13 protein-coding genes and 3 tRNA genes are annotated in these 16,091 nt (G+C 66.3%); 9 read left to right on the forward strand and 7 right to left on the reverse strand.

Annotation, left to right across the window (positions count from 1 at the left end; genetic code table 11):
• Nucleotides 1-91 precede the first annotated feature (91 nt).
• Nucleotides 92-2,377, forward strand: a complete 2,286-nt coding sequence (locus tag ACSFA8_RS16460; protein ID WP_435480576.1) for a RelA/SpoT family protein — start codon at nt 92-94, stop codon at nt 2,375-2,377.
• On the opposite strand, the gene greB is transcribed toward ACSFA8_RS16460, so the two are convergent.
• The 4 genes from greB to hrcA form a co-directional block, all read right to left on the reverse strand.
• The gene (greB, locus tag ACSFA8_RS16465) at nt 2,344-2,925 is read right to left on the reverse strand and encodes a transcription elongation factor GreB (RefSeq protein ID WP_435480577.1); all 582 of its coding nucleotides are present in this window, start codon (nt 2,923-2,925) and stop codon (nt 2,344-2,346) included. The genes ACSFA8_RS16460 and greB overlap by 34 nt on opposite strands.
• 59 nt (nt 2,926-2,984) lie before the next feature.
• Nucleotides 2,985-3,061, reverse strand: a tRNA-Arg gene (locus tag ACSFA8_RS16470).
• 36 nt (nt 3,062-3,097) lie between these two features.
• Nucleotides 3,098-3,174, reverse strand: a tRNA-Ile gene (locus tag ACSFA8_RS16475).
• 31 nt (nt 3,175-3,205) lie between these two features.
• The gene (gene hrcA / locus ACSFA8_RS16480) at nt 3,206-4,210 is read right to left on the reverse strand and encodes a heat-inducible transcriptional repressor HrcA (protein WP_286539212.1); all 1,005 of its coding nucleotides are present in this window, start codon (nt 4,208-4,210) and stop codon (nt 3,206-3,208) included.
• Between the two features lie 28 nt (nt 4,211-4,238).
• Here hrcA and ACSFA8_RS16485 point away from each other — a divergent pair, with 28 nt between their 5' ends.
• From ACSFA8_RS16485 to rapZ, 3 genes are read left to right on the forward strand one after another with little or no spacing between them, the layout of a single operon-like run.
• Nucleotides 4,239-5,135, forward strand: coding sequence for an NAD kinase (locus ACSFA8_RS16485; RefSeq protein ID WP_435480578.1), 897 nt, complete (start codon nt 4,239-4,241; stop codon nt 5,133-5,135).
• A gap of 1 nt (nt 5,136) precedes the next feature.
• Entirely contained in the window at nt 5,137-6,801 is a 1,665-nt protein-coding gene (gene recN / locus ACSFA8_RS16490; protein WP_435480579.1) for a DNA repair protein RecN, read from the forward strand.
• The gene (gene rapZ / locus ACSFA8_RS16495; protein ID WP_435480580.1) at nt 6,798-7,673 is read left to right on the forward strand and encodes an RNase adapter RapZ; all 876 of its coding nucleotides are present in this window, start codon (nt 6,798-6,800) and stop codon (nt 7,671-7,673) included. The genes recN and rapZ overlap by 4 nt, the downstream gene beginning before the upstream one ends.
• A gap of 2 nt (nt 7,674-7,675) precedes the next feature.
• Here the strand turns inward: rapZ and mutY are convergent, their stop codons facing one another.
• From mutY to mutM, 3 genes are all read right to left on the reverse strand, one after another.
• Entirely contained in the window at nt 7,676-8,743 is a 1,068-nt protein-coding gene (gene mutY / locus ACSFA8_RS16500; RefSeq protein ID WP_435480581.1) for an A/G-specific adenine glycosylase, read from the reverse strand.
• Nucleotides 8,733-10,688, reverse strand: a complete 1,956-nt coding sequence (locus tag ACSFA8_RS16505; RefSeq protein ID WP_435480582.1) for a dynamin family protein — start codon at nt 10,686-10,688, stop codon at nt 8,733-8,735. The genes mutY and ACSFA8_RS16505 overlap by 11 nt, the downstream gene beginning before the upstream one ends.
• Nucleotides 10,689-10,773: 85 nt before the next feature.
• Nucleotides 10,774-11,589, reverse strand: coding sequence for a bifunctional DNA-formamidopyrimidine glycosylase/DNA-(apurinic or apyrimidinic site) lyase (mutM, locus tag ACSFA8_RS16510; RefSeq protein WP_435480583.1), 816 nt, complete (start codon nt 11,587-11,589; stop codon nt 10,774-10,776).
• Nucleotides 11,590-11,673: 84 nt separating this feature from the next.
• Between mutM and ACSFA8_RS16515 the strand changes: the two genes are divergently transcribed.
• The 5 genes from ACSFA8_RS16515 to ACSFA8_RS16535 all read left to right on the forward strand — a co-directional run bounded on the left by ACSFA8_RS16515 (nt 11,674) and on the right by ACSFA8_RS16535 (nt 16,061).
• Nucleotides 11,674-13,512: a tetratricopeptide repeat protein gene (locus ACSFA8_RS16515; protein WP_435480584.1), complete on the forward strand. Its 1,839-nt coding sequence runs from the start codon at nt 11,674-11,676 to the stop codon at nt 13,510-13,512.
• Nucleotides 13,509-14,009 (forward strand): lipoprotein insertase outer membrane protein LolB, encoded by a 501-nt coding sequence (locus ACSFA8_RS16520; protein WP_435480585.1) that lies wholly within the window; start codon nt 13,509-13,511, stop codon nt 14,007-14,009. Before ACSFA8_RS16515 ends, ACSFA8_RS16520 begins: the two co-directional genes overlap by 4 nt.
• The gene (ispE, locus tag ACSFA8_RS16525; protein WP_435480586.1) at nt 14,006-14,875 is read left to right on the forward strand and encodes a 4-(cytidine 5'-diphospho)-2-C-methyl-D-erythritol kinase; all 870 of its coding nucleotides are present in this window, start codon (nt 14,006-14,008) and stop codon (nt 14,873-14,875) included. Before ACSFA8_RS16520 ends, ispE begins: the two co-directional genes overlap by 4 nt.
• 43 nt (nt 14,876-14,918) lie before the next feature.
• Nucleotides 14,919-14,995, forward strand: a tRNA-Gln gene (locus ACSFA8_RS16530).
• Nucleotides 14,996-15,086: 91 nt separating this feature from the next.
• The gene (locus tag ACSFA8_RS16535; protein WP_435480587.1) at nt 15,087-16,061 is read left to right on the forward strand and encodes a ribose-phosphate pyrophosphokinase; all 975 of its coding nucleotides are present in this window, start codon (nt 15,087-15,089) and stop codon (nt 16,059-16,061) included.
• Nucleotides 16,062-16,091 lie beyond the last annotated feature (30 nt).

The following is a 16,091-nucleotide window of genomic DNA, read 5'->3' on the forward strand; positions in this document are numbered from 1 at the left end:
TTGGCCCCCCGCATCCTGAATAGGGCACCGCTTGCGGTGCCTTTTTTGTGGGCAACCGCCTCGCGGCGGCGCGCACGCTAAAGTGGCATCCATGAGTGCGGTCGTCAAACCTGAGCCCAACACCCCGCGGGGTGCAGCACGACCGAGCCCGGCCGCGCTGAACGCGGCTGCCGCAAGTTTCGCGGCCCTGACCGCCCGGCTCGACTACCTGAACGCCGAAGACACCGAACTGGTGCGCCGTGCCTACCGCTTCGCCGACGAGGCGCACCTCGGCCAGTTGCGAAACAGCGGCGAGCCCTACATCACGCACCCGATCGCGGTCGCGGCCCAGTGCGCCGAGTGGAAGCTTGACGCACAGGCCCTGATGGCCGCGCTGCTGCACGACGCGATCGAGGACTGCGGCGTCACCAAGCCGGAGCTGATCGAACGCTTCGGCGCGCCGGTGGCCGAACTGGTCGACGGCCTCACCAAGCTCGACAAGCTGCAGTTCAACACGCGCGAGGAAAACCAGGCCGAGTCTTTCCGCAAGATGCTGCTCGCGATGGCGCGCGACGTGCGCGTGATCCTGATCAAGCTGGCCGACCGCACCCACAACATGCGCACGCTGGACGATGCGCCGCGCGAAAAATGGGGCCGCATCGCGGGCGAAACGCTCGAGATCTACGCGCCGATCGCGCACCGCCTGGGTCTGAACCAGACCTACCGCGAACTGCAGGAACTCTCGTTCCGGCACCTGCGCCCGTGGCGCTACGCGATCCTGGCCAAGGCCGTGTCCAAGGCGCGCAGCCGGCGGCGCGACCTGATCCAGAAGGTGCAGCGCGAGCTCGAAACCGCCTTTGCGGCCGCCGGCATCAACGTTCGCATCGCCGGGCGCGAGAAAACACTCTTTTCGATCTACCGCAAGATGGACGAGAAGCACCTGAGCTTTGCCCAGGTGACCGACATCTACGGCTTTCGCCTGATCGTGCCGAGCGTGATCGCCTGCTACACCAGCCTTGGCATCCTGCACCAGATGTACAAGCCGCTGCCGGGCAAGTTCAAGGATCACATCGCGATCGCCAAGCTCAACGGCTACCAGTCGCTGCACACCACGCTGGTCGGCCCCTCGGGCGTCAACGTCGAGTTCCAGTTGCGCACCGAAGCCATGCACGTGGTAGCCGAATCGGGTGTGGCGGCGCATTGGCTCTACAAGGCCTCCGACAACAACGCCGCCTCGCGCGAGCGGCTCGGCGCCAAGTGGCTGCAGTCGCTGCTCGACATCCAGGACGAAACACGCGACGCGGCCGAGTTCTGGGATCACGTCAAGGTCGACCTGTTTCCCGACGCGGTCTACGTGTTCACGCCCAAGAGCCAGATCATGGCGCTGCCGCGCGGCGCCACGGTGGTCGACTTCGCCTATGCCATCCACAGCAACATCGGTGACCACACCTCGGCCGCCCGCATCAACGGCGACCAGGTGCCGCTGCGCACCGAACTCAAGAACGGCGACGTGGTCGAGGTCATCACCGCACCGGTTTCGACCCCGAATCCGGCCTGGCTCGGCTTCGTTCGCACCGGGCGCGCGCGCTCCAAGATCCGCCACTATCTCAAGACACTGGCGCACGCCGAGTCCGAAGGGCTGGGTGAAAAGCTGCTCGCCCAGGCGTTGCGCGCCGAAGGCCGCAGCAAGTTGCCGCCCGACGATGCCGAGAACCAGCTCATCTGGGAGAAGTTGTTGCGCTTCACGGCCAACCGATCGCGCTCCGAGCTGCTGACCGACATCGGCCTTGGCCGCCGCATCGCGAGCATCGTCGCCAAACGCCTGATGTTCCTGCTCGCTGAGCGCGGTGAAAAGCCCGATGCCTTGCTGCTCACGCGCGAGCGCTTCACGGCGCACGAAACGGTTTCACAGGGCGGAGTCACGCTCGACGGCAGCGAGAACTCGGCGGTACGGTTCGCGCTTTGTTGCCGCCCGATCCCGGGCGACCCGATCGTCGGCTACCTCGGCCACGGCGAGGGCCTTGTCGTTCACACCAACGATTGCGGCGTCGGGCAACGGCTGCGGCACCGCGACAGCGAACGCTTCTTTGCGGTCGAGTGGGCCGAAGACGCGGTGCGAGCCTTCGAAACCGGCGTGGTCGTCACGGTGCGCAACGACAAGGGCGTGCTGGCCCGCGTGGCCGCGACGCTGGCCGATGCCGAAGCCGACATCACGCACGTCGAAATGGCCGACGAAAGCCCGCAGGACTCGACCGACCTGCGCTTCGTGATCGCCGTGCGCGACCGCACCCATCTCGACGCGGTACTGCGCGCCGCCCGACGTACGGCCTCGGTGTTGGCCGCTGCCCGCGTGGTGCCGGCGCCCTACTCGGCCGACCCGGCGCCCGGCTCGGGGTAGCGCACCGAGAGCACCTCGACCTCGTGTGCGCCGCCCGGCGTGACGAGCTTGACCACGTCGCCTTCGCGAGCCTTCAGCAGCGCACGGGCGATCGGCGAGATCCAGCTGACCTGCGCGTTCTGGCTCTCGGCCTCGTCGATGCCGAGGATCGTCACGCTGCGCTCCTCGCCCGCCTCGTCGGCATAGCGCACGGTGGCGCCGAAAAAGATCTGGTCGCTGCCATGGTGCACCGAAGGGTCGGTGACCTCGGCGATCTCGAGCCGCTTGGTCAGAAAGCGAATGCGCCGGTCGATCTCGCGCAGCCGCTTCTTGCCGTAGAGGTAGTCGCCGTTTTCCGAGCGGTCGCCGTTCTTTGCGGCCCAGTGCACGGCCTCGACCACCTTCGGCCGCTCGACGTCCATCAGTTCGAGCAATTCGGTGCGCAGGCGCGCGTAGCCCTGCGGCGTGATGTAGTTCTTGCCGCCCGCGGGCAACGGCGGGAGCGACCCGCCCGCGCCGTCGTCACCGTCTTCGTCCGCGTCGGATTCTTTGGTGAATGCTTTGCTCATTGCGCAACGCTGCTCCAAAAAGAAAAAGCCCGCAACTCGCGTTGCGGGCTTTTAAAGAGTGGTGCGGCTGGCAGGAATTGAACCCACGACCCCTTGGTTCGTAGCCAAGTACTCTATCCAACTGAGCTACAGCCGCACAGCTTGCGATTATAGCATCCACTTTCGGGGACGCTGGTAGGCCGTGTTGGACTTGAACCAACGACCAAAGGATTATGAGTCCTCTGCTCTAACCAACTGAGCTAACGGCCCGGCCGGCGGATTCTAGTCGTCGCGTTGTTCGCTACTTGCGGCCGCTGAGCGCATTGCTCACCAGCCGCGAGGTGATGTCGACGATCTGGATCATGCGTTCGTAGGGCATGCGCGTCGGGCCGATCACGCCGAGCGTGCCCACCACCTGCCCGTCGACCTCGTAGTTGGCGCTGACGACCGACAGTTCGTCGATCGGCACCACCTTGCTTTCGCCGCCGATGAAGATGCGCACGCCCTCGGCCTGGCTCGACACGTCGAGCAGACGCATCAGTTGCGCCTTCTGCTCGAACAGGTCGAACGCGCGGCGCAACTGGCCCATGTCGCTGGAGAAATCGCTCACGGCGAGCAGGTTGCGCTCACCCGACACCACGACCTCCTCGCGTGCCTCGGTCAGCACCTCGCTGCTGACGGCCACCGCGGCCTGCATCAGCGCCGCAATCTCGCCGCGCAGCTTTTCCACCTCGGACTGCAGCCGATCGCGCACCTGCTCGATCGACAGGCCCGCATAGTGGGCGTTGATGTAGTTCGATGCCTCGACCAGCTGCGACTGGGTGTAGTCGGCTTCGGGAAAGATCACGCGGTTCTGCACGTCGCCGTCGGGGGAGACGATGATCACCAGCAGCCGCCGGTCCGACAGCCGCATGAACTCCAGGTGCCGGAACACCGAGGGCCGGCGCGGCGCCATCACGACGCCGACGAAATGCGAAAGGTTCGACAACAGCTGCGCCGCGTTGGCGATCACCTTCTGCGGCTGGTCGGGCGACAACGGCGGTGTCGCAAAAGCTTCACGCCGGCTCGTCAACATCGTGTCGACGAACAGACGGTAGCCGCGGGAGGTGGGGATGCGCCCGGCCGAGGTGTGCGGGCTGGCGATCAGGCCGGCCTCTTCGAGGTCGGACATCACGTTGCGGATGGTGGCCGGTGAAAGCTCGAGGCCCGCCGTGCGCGAGAGCGTGCGCGAGCCGACCGGCTGCCCGTCCGCGATATAGCGTTCGACCAGAGTCTTGAGCAGCAGCTTGGCGCGGTCGTCCAACATCGAGTGATTTTAATGTTGTAATTTGTACATGACCTCCTGCTTCCGGCACGTCGCCCTGATCGGCAAATACCAGGCGTCCGGCGCGCGAGCCCAGGCCGGCGCGCTCGACGGCGTGATGTGCGAGATCGGCGCCTTTCTCGAAAGCCAGGGCTGCGAGGTGGCGGTCGAGCAATCCACCGGCGATGAACCCGAAAGCAGCCGCTACCGCGCGCTCACGGTCGAGCAGATCGGGGAGCAATGCGATCTCGGCCTCGTGGTCGGCGGCGACGGCACCATGCTCGGCATCGGCCGGCAGCTGGCCCGCTACGGTTTGCCGCTGATCGGCATCAACCGCGGCCGGCTCGGCTTCGTCACCGACATTCCGCTCGACAACTACCAGGCCACCCTGATCCCGATGCTCGCGGGCGAGTACGAGGAAGACCATCGCAGCCTGATGCATGCCCAGGTGGTGCGCGAAGACGAGGTGGTGTTCGACGCCTTCGCGATGAACGACGTGGTGGTGAACCGCGGCGCCACATCGGGCATGGTGGAACTGCGGGTGTCGGTCGGCCGGCATTTCGTCGCCAACCAGCGTGCCGACGGATTGATCATCGCCTCGCCGACAGGCTCCACCGCCTATGCACTCTCGGCCGGCGGGCCGCTGCTGCATCCCGCTATTCCCGGCTGGGTGCTGGTGCCGATTGCGCCGCACACCTTGTCGAACCGGCCAATCCTTTTGCCCGATGCCGACGAGATCACGATCGAACTCGTGGCCGGCCGCGACGCCAGCGCCAATTTTGACATGCAGTCGCTCGCCTCGCTGGTGCATGGCGACCGCATCGTGGTGCGTCGCTCCGACTACCGCGTGCGCTTCCTGCACCCCAAGGGCTGGAGCTATTTCGACACGCTGCGAAAGAAACTGCACTGGAACGAAGGAGGTTCCTGAAGTGGCTCTTCGACGCATTGTCCTGCGCGACTTCGTGATCGTGCGCGAACTCGAACTCGATTTGTCGGGCGGCTTCACCGTGCTGACCGGCGAGACCGGCGCCGGCAAGTCGATCCTTGTCGATGCGCTGCAACTCGCGCTTGGCAACCGGGCCGACGCGGGCGCGGTGCGCGAAGGGGCCGAACGGCTCGACGTGTCGGCCGAATTCGATGCAGACGCAGCCCTGGCCGGCTGGCTCGACGAAGGCGGCTTCGAGGCTGGCGACGCGCTGCTGTTGCGGCGCACGGTCGACCTGCAGGGCCGGAGTCGCGGCTGGATCAACGGCAGCCCTGCCACCGCCACGCAACTGCGTGAACTCGGCGACCGCCTGCTCGACATTCACGGCCAGCACGCCTGGCAAAGCCTGACCCGTCCCGATGCGGTGCGGGGTCTGCTCGATGCCTACGCCGGCGTGCGCACCGATGCGCTCGATGCATGTTGGCACGCCTGGCGGCAAGCACAGTCCGCGCTCGATACCGCCCGCTCGGCGCAGGACTCATTGCAGCGCGAACGCGAGCGCCTGCAGTGGCAGATTGCCGAAGTGATGAAGCTCGCACCGGGCGTCGACGAATGGGAAGAACTCTCGACCAACCACACGCGCATCTCCAACGCGCAGGCGCTGATCGAAGCCGCCGAGGGCGCACGCGAGGCATTGGAGGGCGATGACGGCGGTGCGCTGGCCGCCCTCTCCAGAGCGGCCGCGCTGTTGCAAAGCAGCGAGCACATCGAGCCCAAATTCAGGGTGCTCGGCGAGGTGCTGGCCTCCAGCGTAGCGCAGGCGTCAGACGCGGCGCACACCCTTCATGGCTATCTGCGCCATGCCGACACCGATCCGCAACGCTTGGCCGAACTCGACGAACGCATGGGGCTCTGGATGTCGCTCGCGCGCCGCTACAAGCGCGGCCCGGCCGATTTGCCCGGCCTGCTGGCCGGCTGGCAAACCGACCTGAAGGCGCTCGACGCCGCGAGCGACCTCGAAGCATTGGAGCGCGCCGAACAGGCAGCGCAGCAGAACTACATGAAGGAAGCCAAGGCCCTCGGCAAGGCACGCAAGCAAGCCGCACCTAGGCTCGCCCAGGCGGTCACGCTCGCGATGCAGGGGCTCGGCATGCAGGGCGGCAGCTTCGAAGTGAAGCTGCAGGCGCTCGCGCAGCCGGGCCGCGCGGGCCTCGAAGACATCAGCTTCCTGGTGAGCGGCCATCCGGGCAGCACGCCGCGCCCGATCGGAAAGGTCGCCTCGGGGGGTGAGCTGTCCCGCATCGCGCTGGCGATCGCGGTCACGACCAGCGAACTCGGCACGGCGCAGACGTTGATCTTCGACGAGGTCGATGCGGGCGTCGGCGGCGCCGTGGCCGAAACCGTCGGTCGCCTCATGAAGCAACTGGGCCGCGACCGGCAGGTGCTGGCCGTCACGCACCTGCCGCAGGTCGCCGCCTGCGCCGACCATCACCTCGTGGTGGCCAAGCGCCAGACCGGGGGCCGCACCGAAAGCGGCGTCACGCCGCTCGACGGCGCGGCGCGCGAAAAGGAAATTGCCCGCATGCTCGGTGGCGAAAAGGTGTCGCAGACATCGCTCGCACATGCGCGCGAAATGCTCGGCAAGCCAACCTCGGAGGTTGGCGCATGAGTCTTGAGCTGGTGCTGATCACCGGCATGTCCGGCTCGGGCAAGTCGGTCGCATTGCATGCGCTGGAAGACGCCGGCTACTACTGCGTCGACAACCTGCCGCCCGAACTGCTGATGCCTTTCATCGCGCTGCAGCACGAGCAGCGCAGCGAGCGCGTGGCGATTGCGATGGATGTGCGCAGCGGCGTCTCGCTGCCGATGGTGCCGCAGGAGCTCGAGGCGCTGCGGCGCGGTGGCGTGGCATTGCGTTCGCTGTTCCTCGACTCGACCACCGACGCCTTGGTGCGCCGCTACTCCGAAACCCGTCGGCGCCACCCGCTGTCGCGCCAAGAGAGCCACACCGACGCGCCCGAAACACAGCGCGTGCTGGTGCAGGCGATCGAGCTCGAACGCGAATTGCTGGCCGACCTGCGCGACGGTGCCGACGTAATCGACACCAGCATCATCCGGCCGGCGCAACTCCAGAGCTACGTCAAGGCGCTGATCTCGGCGCCGCAAAGCGCGCTCACGCTGGTGTTCGAATCCTTCGCCTTCAAGCGCGGCGTGCCACTCGATGCCGACTACGTGTTCGACGTGCGCATGCTGCCCAATCCGCACTACGTGCCGGCCCTGCGTGCGTTGACCGGGCGCGACGCGCCGGTGATCGACTGGCTGCGACAGCACGACGACGTGGCGCGCATGTATGGCGACATCGAACAGTTCCTGGGCCGCTGGCTCGACGCGCTGGCGCAGGATCACCGCAGCTACGTGACCGTGGCGATCGGCTGCACCGGCGGGCAACATCGCTCGGTGTTCCTGGTGGAGCAGCTGGCGCGCGGCTTCGGCACGCGCTGGGCCGCGCTCAAGCGGCATCGCGAGCTGGACGGCGCCTGATCTCAGGCTGAAAGCAGCTTGCGCACCGGCGCCGGCAGGCCCAGGCCTTCCCATGTATCCGGTGCAAACCACTGCCCCGCTCCGGGCATCACCGATTTGGTGTCACCGCTCGCAAGCACCGGATGCAGGTGCAGATCCTTGTGCGTCAGCACGTGCAGAAACGGCGCCCCATCGCGTACCGACCCACGCAGTTGCACGGGCAAGGCTTCGAGCAGCGCGGCATGGCTGTCGAACACCGGCAGGCAATACAAGCCCGCCCAGATGCCGCGCGCCGGGCGCTTCTCGAGCCAGCTGCGGCCTGCGCCATCGCGCGCCAGCAGCAGCCAGAGCGATTGCGCGCTGCGCTTGAGCTTGCGCGTCCTGACCGGGTAGTTTTCGGGCGTGCCCTGCTGCCGGGCCACGCAGATCTCATGGGCCGGGCAGAGCATGCAGCTCGGTTTGCGGGGCAGGCAGACCGTGGCGCCAAGATCCATCAGGCCCTGCGTGTAGCGCTCGATCGCACCGGCTTGCGCACCAGCCGGCGGCAACAGCTCGGTCGCCGCGTTCCACAGCGTGCGCTCGTTGGCGCTGACCGACAGATCCGCGTCGAATCCAAGTACCCGCGTCAACACGCGCTTGACGTTGCCGTCGAGGATCGCGACACGCTCGCCGAAGCAGAAAGCCGCGATCGCCGCCGCGGTCGAGCGGCCGATGCCGGGCAGCGTGACAAGCTGCTCGGCCCGCCGCGGAAACGTGCCCCCGAAGCGCGCCATCACCTCCTGCGCGCAACGGTGCATGTTGCGGGCGCGGCTGTAGTACCCCAGGCCGCTCCAGAGACCGAACACTTCATCCTCGCCCGCCGCCGCCAATTCGGCCACGGTCGGAAAACGCGCGAGAAAGCGGTCGAAGTAGCCGAGCACGGACGACACCTGCGTCTGCTGCAGCATGACTTCGGACAGCCAGACACGGTAGGGGTCGCGGGTGTTTTGCCAGGGCAGTTCGCTGCGGCCGTGGCTGCGCTGCCAATGCACCACGCGTTCGGAGAACCCGTCTGCTACCGCCGAAGCGGCGGCCGTCCGCTCAGGCGGCACGAAGCTCGGTGCGCGAGGAGGTTGGCGCCTCGTTGCTGGTCAGCAGCGAGGTGAGCTCGCGCAGCCGGCGATGCAGTTCGGCCAGGCCGTTTTCCTGTGCGGCCAGTTCGGCGAGTCGTTCGTCGAGGTTGCCGGCAGCGTGCTGGATCCGGTCGACCGCCTCGATGCGTCGGCTGAAGTTGCGGCGGCGTTCTTTCAGCTGAGCGTCGAGCTGGGCGCCGGCGCCCTTGCTCCAGCGCTCGACCTCGCTCATGGCAGCCTCGTTCACCACGCGCAGCCGGCTCGCGAGCGCGCGGACCAGTTTGTCGCAGAACTCGGGCTGCGCCAGCTTGAGCAGGTTGCCGACGCCGAGGTACTGCGTGTGGCTCTTCTCGATCTGGGTGAGCTGCTTCTGGAACTCCATCAGGTCAGGCTCGGACGGTGCCAGCAGCGTGAAGCCGTGCTCTGAATTGAGTTGACGGAAAGTGGCATGCAGCATGGCCTGGATTTCGGCCGTGGTGGTCTGCACCTCGCGCAGGTTGTTGCGCAGCGCATCGAAAGTTTCACCGTACACCTTGCGCACATTGAACTTGATGCCGGGGCGCTTGAGCGCGGCAGCAAGCCGGCCCATGTCGGCCTTGAGCGCCGTGCTGCCGAGCACCGCATACACCTCGCGCAGCAGCTTGCCCTGCACCGAGCGCAAGGCCAGGATGCGCGCGTTGCTGCCCTCGAACTCGTTTTGCTCCTGCTCGATGCGGGTGCGCATGTGCCGGATCACCGACACATTCTTGCCACGCAAGCCCTGCAGTTCGAGCGCCTGCTCCGACAGATCGCGCTGGCGCACGTTGAGAATGCGCGTGGCTTCGGTGCGCAGGGCGCCGATGCCGTTGTCGACCGCGCCTCGCAGCATGGTTTCGCGCTTGCCGAGCAAGCCTTCGCCGAGCACTGCTTCGAGCGCCGGCAGCCGGCTGGCCTGCAGCAGCGGCGGGTCGTGGCGAATCTTGGCTTGCAAGCCCTTTTGCGCAGAGACGGGCAGCACCTGCGACAACGGCACGCCGAGCAACTCCGCCGCGCCCGTGCGCTGGCGCTCGATCTGCGCGTCGATCTGTTCCGGCGTGCTGAGGATGTCCCACATCGTGTCGATCTTGTTGAGCACCACGATGCGCGTTTCGCCCGGGTCGCCTTCGGTGATCAGGTGTTCGCGCCAGATCGACAGGTCGGAGCGCGTCACGCCGGTGTCGGCCCCGAGGATGAACACCACCGCATGGGCCTGCGGGATCAGGCTCACCGTCAGTTCGGGTTCGGCGCCGATCGCGTTGAGACCGGGCGTGTCGAGAATGACCAGCCCCTGCTCCAGCAGCGGATGCGGCATGTTGAGCACCGCGTGGCGCCAGCGCGGAATCTCGACGCGGCCTTCGGCGTCGGGCACCGGGTTGTCTTCGGTGTCGTCGTCGCTCCAGAAGCCGAGTGCGCGGGCTTCGCCCAGCGACACCCAATTGACCTCGGCAACCTTGTGCATTGCTTCGGCCAGCTGCTCGGCGTCGTCCACGTCGATCTTCAGTTCAGTCCAGCGGGTCTTGTCCTCGCGCCAATGGGTGAGCGAATGGGATTCGAGACGGGTTTCGATCGGCAGCAGCCGAAGGCTCGGCACGGTGGCCGGGTCATAGCCCAGCTCGGTCGGGCACATCGTGGTGCGGCCGGCGCTGGCCGGCATGATGCGACGGCCGTAGCCGGCAAAGAAGATTGCGTTGATGAGTTCCGATTTGCCGCGCGAGAACTCGGCCACGAAAGCCACCATGACCTTGCTGGTGCGCATCTGCGCTTCGAGGTCGCGCATCCGTTCTGCAACGGCCTGGTCGAGCAGCTCGTTTTCGTTGAGCCAGCCAGAGAGCCATTTGAGCCGGTGCGCGAAATTCCGACGCCAGGCGCCATGCTGGTCGAATTGCTGATTGAAGGAGCGGCTCAAAGCAGAATGTAAATTTGAACTTACAAAATATAGCACCGGCGCCCGACCGCGCGGGTAGGCAACAGTGCCGCTTGTCGGGCTTTCACTAATACTTTTGACAGTTTGGGCAGAAAAACGTCGACCGCTGGCCCTGACGAATCTGGCGGATCGACGTTCCGCACACCCGACACGGCTCGCCGGCTCGCCCGTAAACCGTGGCTTCCAGTTGGAAATAGCCGCTTTGCCCGTCGATGTTGGTGAAGTCCCGCAGCGTGCTGCCGCCCCGTTCGACCGCACGCGCCAGGATTTCACGCACCGCGGCGTGCAGGCGCGCAGCGCGCGGCCTGCTGATGCGCGAGGCGGCCAGCGTCGGCCGGATGGCCGCCAGGAACAGCGCCTCCGACGCATAGATGTTGCCCACGCCCACCACCAGATCACCGGCGAGCAGTACCTGCTTGATGGCGGACTGGCGCTTTTGCAAGCCGGCGTGGAACAGCGCGAGATCGAAACCATCGCCCAGCGGCTCGACGCCGAGCTTGCCCAGCAGTTTCACGGCCAGCGGCGCGGCCTCGTCCTGCGCGTAGACCACGGCGCCGAAACGGCGCGGGTCGTTGAGCCGCAGCGTCCCGTGGCTGGTGACCAGGTCGAAATGGTCATGCGCGCCGGCCGGCGGCGGATCCTGGCTGAAGCGCAGACTGCCGGACATGCCCAAGTGCAGCAGCAACAGGCCTTTATCCAGATCGACCAGCAGATATTTTCCGCGCCGTCGCACCGCGAGCACCGTCCGGCCCACGAGCGCCAGCGGGTCGACCGCGAGCGCCCAGCGCAAAGGCTTGCCCACGCGCACCGCCTCGACGCGGGCGCCGGCAATACGGTTGGCAAAACCAAGACGCGTGACTTCGACTTCGGGGAGTTCCGGCATGGGCAGAAGGGCTGACACTAAATCACGCAGGAACCTGTAGCCCACGCGTTGGTCACACAAAAACCTTGGATTATTATGGTTCCGATGACCCCACTGCCCCGCCGACTCCGCCTTGCGGCGGCCGCATCTCTCGTGTTGCTCGCCCTTGCGGCGCATGCGCAGACCGTGCCCGCACCCAATTCCCCCAGCGACCCGTCCGCGCCGACCAGCCCGGCACCGATCGTCGAGCCTTCTGGCGCGCCCGCGGACTCGGCTGCGGCCAAGGCGGAACCGAAGCCAGACGCAACCCCTTCTGCGCTCACGGCAGAGTTGTTCTTCAACGTGCTGGTCGGCGAAATGACCGCCCGTTCGGGCGACGCGACCGACGGTGCCGCGCTGATGCTCGAGGCTGCACGACGCACGCGTGACCCGCGGCTGTACCAGCGCACCGTCGAATTGGCGCTGCAAACGCGCTCCGGGGATACGGCTCTGGCCGCCGCCCGCGCCTGGAAGCAGGCTCAACCCGACTCGCGCGATGCGCGCCGCATTGAGTTGCAGATCCTGATCGCCCTGAATCGACTGGCCGACACGGTGGAGCCGCTGCGCGCCGAGTTCGCGGCCACGCCCCGGATCGAACACCCGTTCCTGATGACGGTTGTTGCGCGCACCTACGCGCGCGCCACGGACAAGAAGCTCGCCGCCTCGGTGGTGGAGCGCGCGCTGGTCGACGAAATTAAAAACCCGGCCACCGCCGGCCTCGCCTGGGCCACGATCGGTCGGCTGCGCCTGGTGGCCGGCGACCCGTCCGGCGCGCTCGACGCCGCACTCAAGGGCCAGGAAGCCGATCCCGCGTCCGACGGCCCGGCCATCCTCGCGGTCGACCTGATCGATCCGGGCCAGCCGCTGGCCGAGCCCATCGTCAAACGCTACCTTGCCACGCCCAAGGCGCAGCCCGAAGTCCGCATGGGCTATGCACGCGCACTGGCCGAGGGCCGACGCTTCGCGGAATCGAGCGCCGAACTCACCAAGCTCACCGTCGAGCGTCCCGATCTGCCCGACCCCTGGGTACTGCTCGGCTCGCTGCAGGCGCAAGCCCGCCAGGACGCGGCGGCCGAAACCTCCCTCAAGCGCTACGTCGAACTGGCGAATGGCCAGGCCGACGCCGACGAGCGCAAGCGCGGATTGACCCAGGCGTACCTGCTGCTGTCACAACTCGCAGAACGCCGCAAGGACTTCGTGGGTGCCGAGAACTGGCTCGCAAAGATCGACAACGGCGACGATCTGGTCGGCACCCAGGCCCGCCGCGCATCCTTGCTGGCGCGCCAGGGCAAGCTGCAGCAGGCGCGCGACCTGGTGCGCGCGCTGCCCGAACGCAATGCCGACGACAAGAAGCAGAAATTCCTGGCAGAAGTCCAACTGCTGCGCGATGCCAAGCAGTACCAGCCGGCTTACGACATGCTGTTGAAGGCCAGCGCCGCGGCGCCCGAAGACGGTGACCTGCTGTACGACCAGGCGATGGTTGCCGAGAAGCTCAACCGCATGGATGAAATGGAGCGCCTGCTGCGTCGCCTGATCGAGCTCAAACCAGACAACCAGAACGCCTACAACGCGCTCGGCTACTCGTTGGCCGATCGCAAGGTGCGGCTGGAAGAGGCGCGCACGCTGATCCAGAAGGCGGTGCAATTGGCGCCGGACGACCCCTTCATCGCCGACAGCCTCGGCTGGGTCGAATACCGGCTGGGCAACATGGAAGAGGCCTCGCGCATCCTCGAAGCGGCCTACAAACGCCGGCCCGACCCCGAGATCGCCGCCCATCTGGGCGAAGTGCTCTGGGCTGCCGGCAAGCGCGATCGCGCGGTGGCTGTGTGGAAGGAAGCCTCGCTGGCAGACGCCGACAACGAGACACTGCAGGAAACGCTCAAGCGCCTGCGCGTCAAGTTGTGAACCGCCGCACGGCACTCGTCGCCAGCCCCGCCGCTCTCTTTTTTATAGCAGGCTGCGCAAGCCCGCCGAGTGCTGGAGTCCGCCTTGGCTCGCAAAGCAGCGAGTCCTGGAGCGGCCGCCTCGCGCTGCGCATCGACAGCGAGCCAGTACAAACCTTCTCGGCCGTGTTCGATCTGCGCGGCACACCGCAAGCCGGCGAACTCACGCTGACCACGCCGATCGGCAATACGCTGGCCGTGCTGCAGTGGTCGCCGGGCCAGGCGCTGCTGAAAAATGGCAGCCAGACAAAGCGGTATGAATCCGTCGACGCGCTGATCGAGGCCGCAACCGGCGCGGCGATCCCGGTCGGCGCGCTGTTCGGCTGGCTGGCCGGACGCGACGAGCCCGTGCCCGGCTGGCGCGCCGATCTGAGCCAGTTTGCCGGCGGACGGCTGCAGGCGACGCGGCAATCGCCACAGCCCGGCGCCGATCTGCGCATCGTTTTCGAACGGTCATGAAGGCGCTGTACGACCTGCCGGCGCCCGCCAAGCTCAATCTTTTCCTGCACATCACCGGACGGCGCGACGACGGCTATCACCTGCTGCAGTCGGTCTTCATGCTGATCGACTGGTGCGACACGCTGCACATCGAGCTGCGCGACGATGGCCAGCTGACGCGCGAAGACCTGACGACGGCCTTGCCGCCGGAAGACCTGGTGCTGCGCGCCGCGCGCGCATTGCAGGCTTTTGCCAAGCCGGATCAGGGCGCGCACATCGGTGTCGCCAAGCACATTCCGGTGCAGGCAGGCATGGGCGGCGGCTCTTCGGATGCGGCCACCTGCCTGCTGGCGCTGAACCGGCTTTGGGGCTTGAACCTGCCGCTATCCCGGCTCGAACAGATCGGCCTGGCGCTCGGCGCCGACGTGCCGTTTTTCCTTCGCGGGCGCAACGCATGGGTCGAAGGCATCGGCGAGCGCATCACGCCGATCGCGCTGGCGCCAGCCCGCTTTTGTGTGGTGAAACCGCCCGAGGGGCTCGACACACGTCTCATTTTTGCTGCGCCGGAACTTCAACGCGCCACGCCGGCTGCTATAATCGCAGGCTTCGCTGCAAAACATGGCGCCAACGATCTCGATGCATTCGATTTCGGGCACAACGACTTGCAGCCGGTTGCCCAAAGGCTTTGCCCGGCGGTGACCCAAGCCATCGAATGGCTGGGGTCGCATGACTTGCAAGGCCGGATGACCGGCTCCGGAAGTGCCGTGTTCGCAACGATGCCGCATGAAGCGGATCTGGCCGATGCCCCCCCGGGCTGGCTGGTTCGCCAGTGCAGCAACATGGCTGTTCATCCCCTGGCCGGGTGGGCAGCCAGCGACATTTCATAGGTTGGTGGTCTGTCTCCACAAGAGACCTTTCATCGACCCGTGTAGGGGAGTCGCCAAGCTGGTTAAGGCACTGGATTTTGATTCCAGCATGCGAAGGTTCGAATCCTTCTTCCCCTGCCAAACATTTACCCGTAGCCGGCCGGCTGCGGGGGATTTCAAGACCCTTGGCGGCCCTCTTCGGAGGGCTTTTTCGAATTGCCGGAACGCACTCATGCAGGTTCAGCACCCTGATTTCATGGTTTTCACCGGCAATGCCAATCCGGGCCTCGCAGCCGAGATTGCGCACAACCTGGGCACTTCGCTCGGCGCGGCCCGTGTGGGCCGTTTCTCCGATGGCGAAGTCACGGTCGAAATCAACCAGAACGTCCGGGCGCGCGATGTGTTCGTAGTGCAGTCAACCTGCGCGCCGACCAACGAGAACCTGATGGAGCTGCTCATCATGGTCGACGCGCTCAAGCGGGCTTCGGCCGAGCGCATCAGCGCCGTGATTCCCTACTACGGCTACGCGCGTCAGGATCGCCGCCCGCGCTCGAGCCGGGTGCCGATCTCGGCCAAGGTGGTGGCCAACCTGCTGGAAACGGTGGGCGTGGCGCGCGTGCTGACGATGGATCTGCATGCCGACCAGATCCAGGGCTTCTTCGACATTCCGGTCGACAACATCTATGCGTCCCCGGTGCTGCTGGGCGACCTGCGGTTGCAAAACTACGAAGACCTGATCGTGGTCTCGCCCGACGTTGGCGGCGTGGTGCGCGCCCGTGCGCTGGCCAAGCAACTCAATTGCGATCTCGCGATCATCGACAAGCGCCGTCCACGCGCCAACGTGAGCGAGGTCATGCACGTGATCGGCGAAATCGACGGCCGCAACTGCGTGATCATGGACGACATGATCGACACGGCCGGCACGCTGGTCAAAGCCGCCGAGGTGCTCAAGGAGCGCGGCGCCAAGAAGGTGTACGCGTACTGCACGCACCCGATTTTTTCGGGCCCGGCGATCGAGCGCATCACGCAGGGCTCGGCGCTCGACGAAGTGGTCGTCACCAACACCATTCCTCTTTCCGACACGGCGCTGGCCTGCGGAAAGATCCGCCAGCTGTCCGTGGCACCGCTGATCGCCGAGACGATCCAGCGCATTGCCAAGGGCGAGTCGGTGATGAGTTTGTTTTCGGATCAAGAGAACTTGTTCTGAACAAAAGGCGGGCTCCCTTCGGGTGAGCCT

It is taken from the genome of Variovorax nitratireducens (assembly GCF_051216545.1).
Classification (GTDB): domain Bacteria; phylum Pseudomonadota; class Gammaproteobacteria; order Burkholderiales; family Burkholderiaceae_C; genus Variovorax.

Bases quoted from the DNA above. Each gene is read 5' to 3' on its own strand.
- ACSFA8_RS16460 (WP_435480576.1), top strand. From the start codon at position 92: ATGAGTGCGGTCGTCAAACCTGAGCCCAACACCCCGCGGGGTGCAGCA.
- greB (WP_435480577.1), bottom strand. From the start codon at position 2,925: ATGAGCAAAGCATTCACCAAAGAATCCGACGCGGACGAAGACGGTGAC.
- hrcA (WP_286539212.1), bottom strand. From the start codon at position 4,210: ATGTTGGACGACCGCGCCAAGCTGCTGCTCAAGACTCTGGTCGAACGC.
- ACSFA8_RS16485 (WP_435480578.1), top strand. From the start codon at position 4,239: ATGACCTCCTGCTTCCGGCACGTCGCCCTGATCGGCAAATACCAGGCG.
- rapZ (WP_435480580.1), top strand. From the start codon at position 6,798: ATGAGTCTTGAGCTGGTGCTGATCACCGGCATGTCCGGCTCGGGCAAG.
- mutM (WP_435480583.1), bottom strand. From the start codon at position 11,589: ATGCCGGAACTCCCCGAAGTCGAAGTCACGCGTCTTGGTTTTGCCAAC.
- ACSFA8_RS16515 (WP_435480584.1), top strand. From the start codon at position 11,674: ATGACCCCACTGCCCCGCCGACTCCGCCTTGCGGCGGCCGCATCTCTC.
- ispE (WP_435480586.1), top strand. From the start codon at position 14,006: ATGAAGGCGCTGTACGACCTGCCGGCGCCCGCCAAGCTCAATCTTTTC.
- ACSFA8_RS16535 (WP_435480587.1), top strand. From the start codon at position 15,087: ATGCAGGTTCAGCACCCTGATTTCATGGTTTTCACCGGCAATGCCAAT.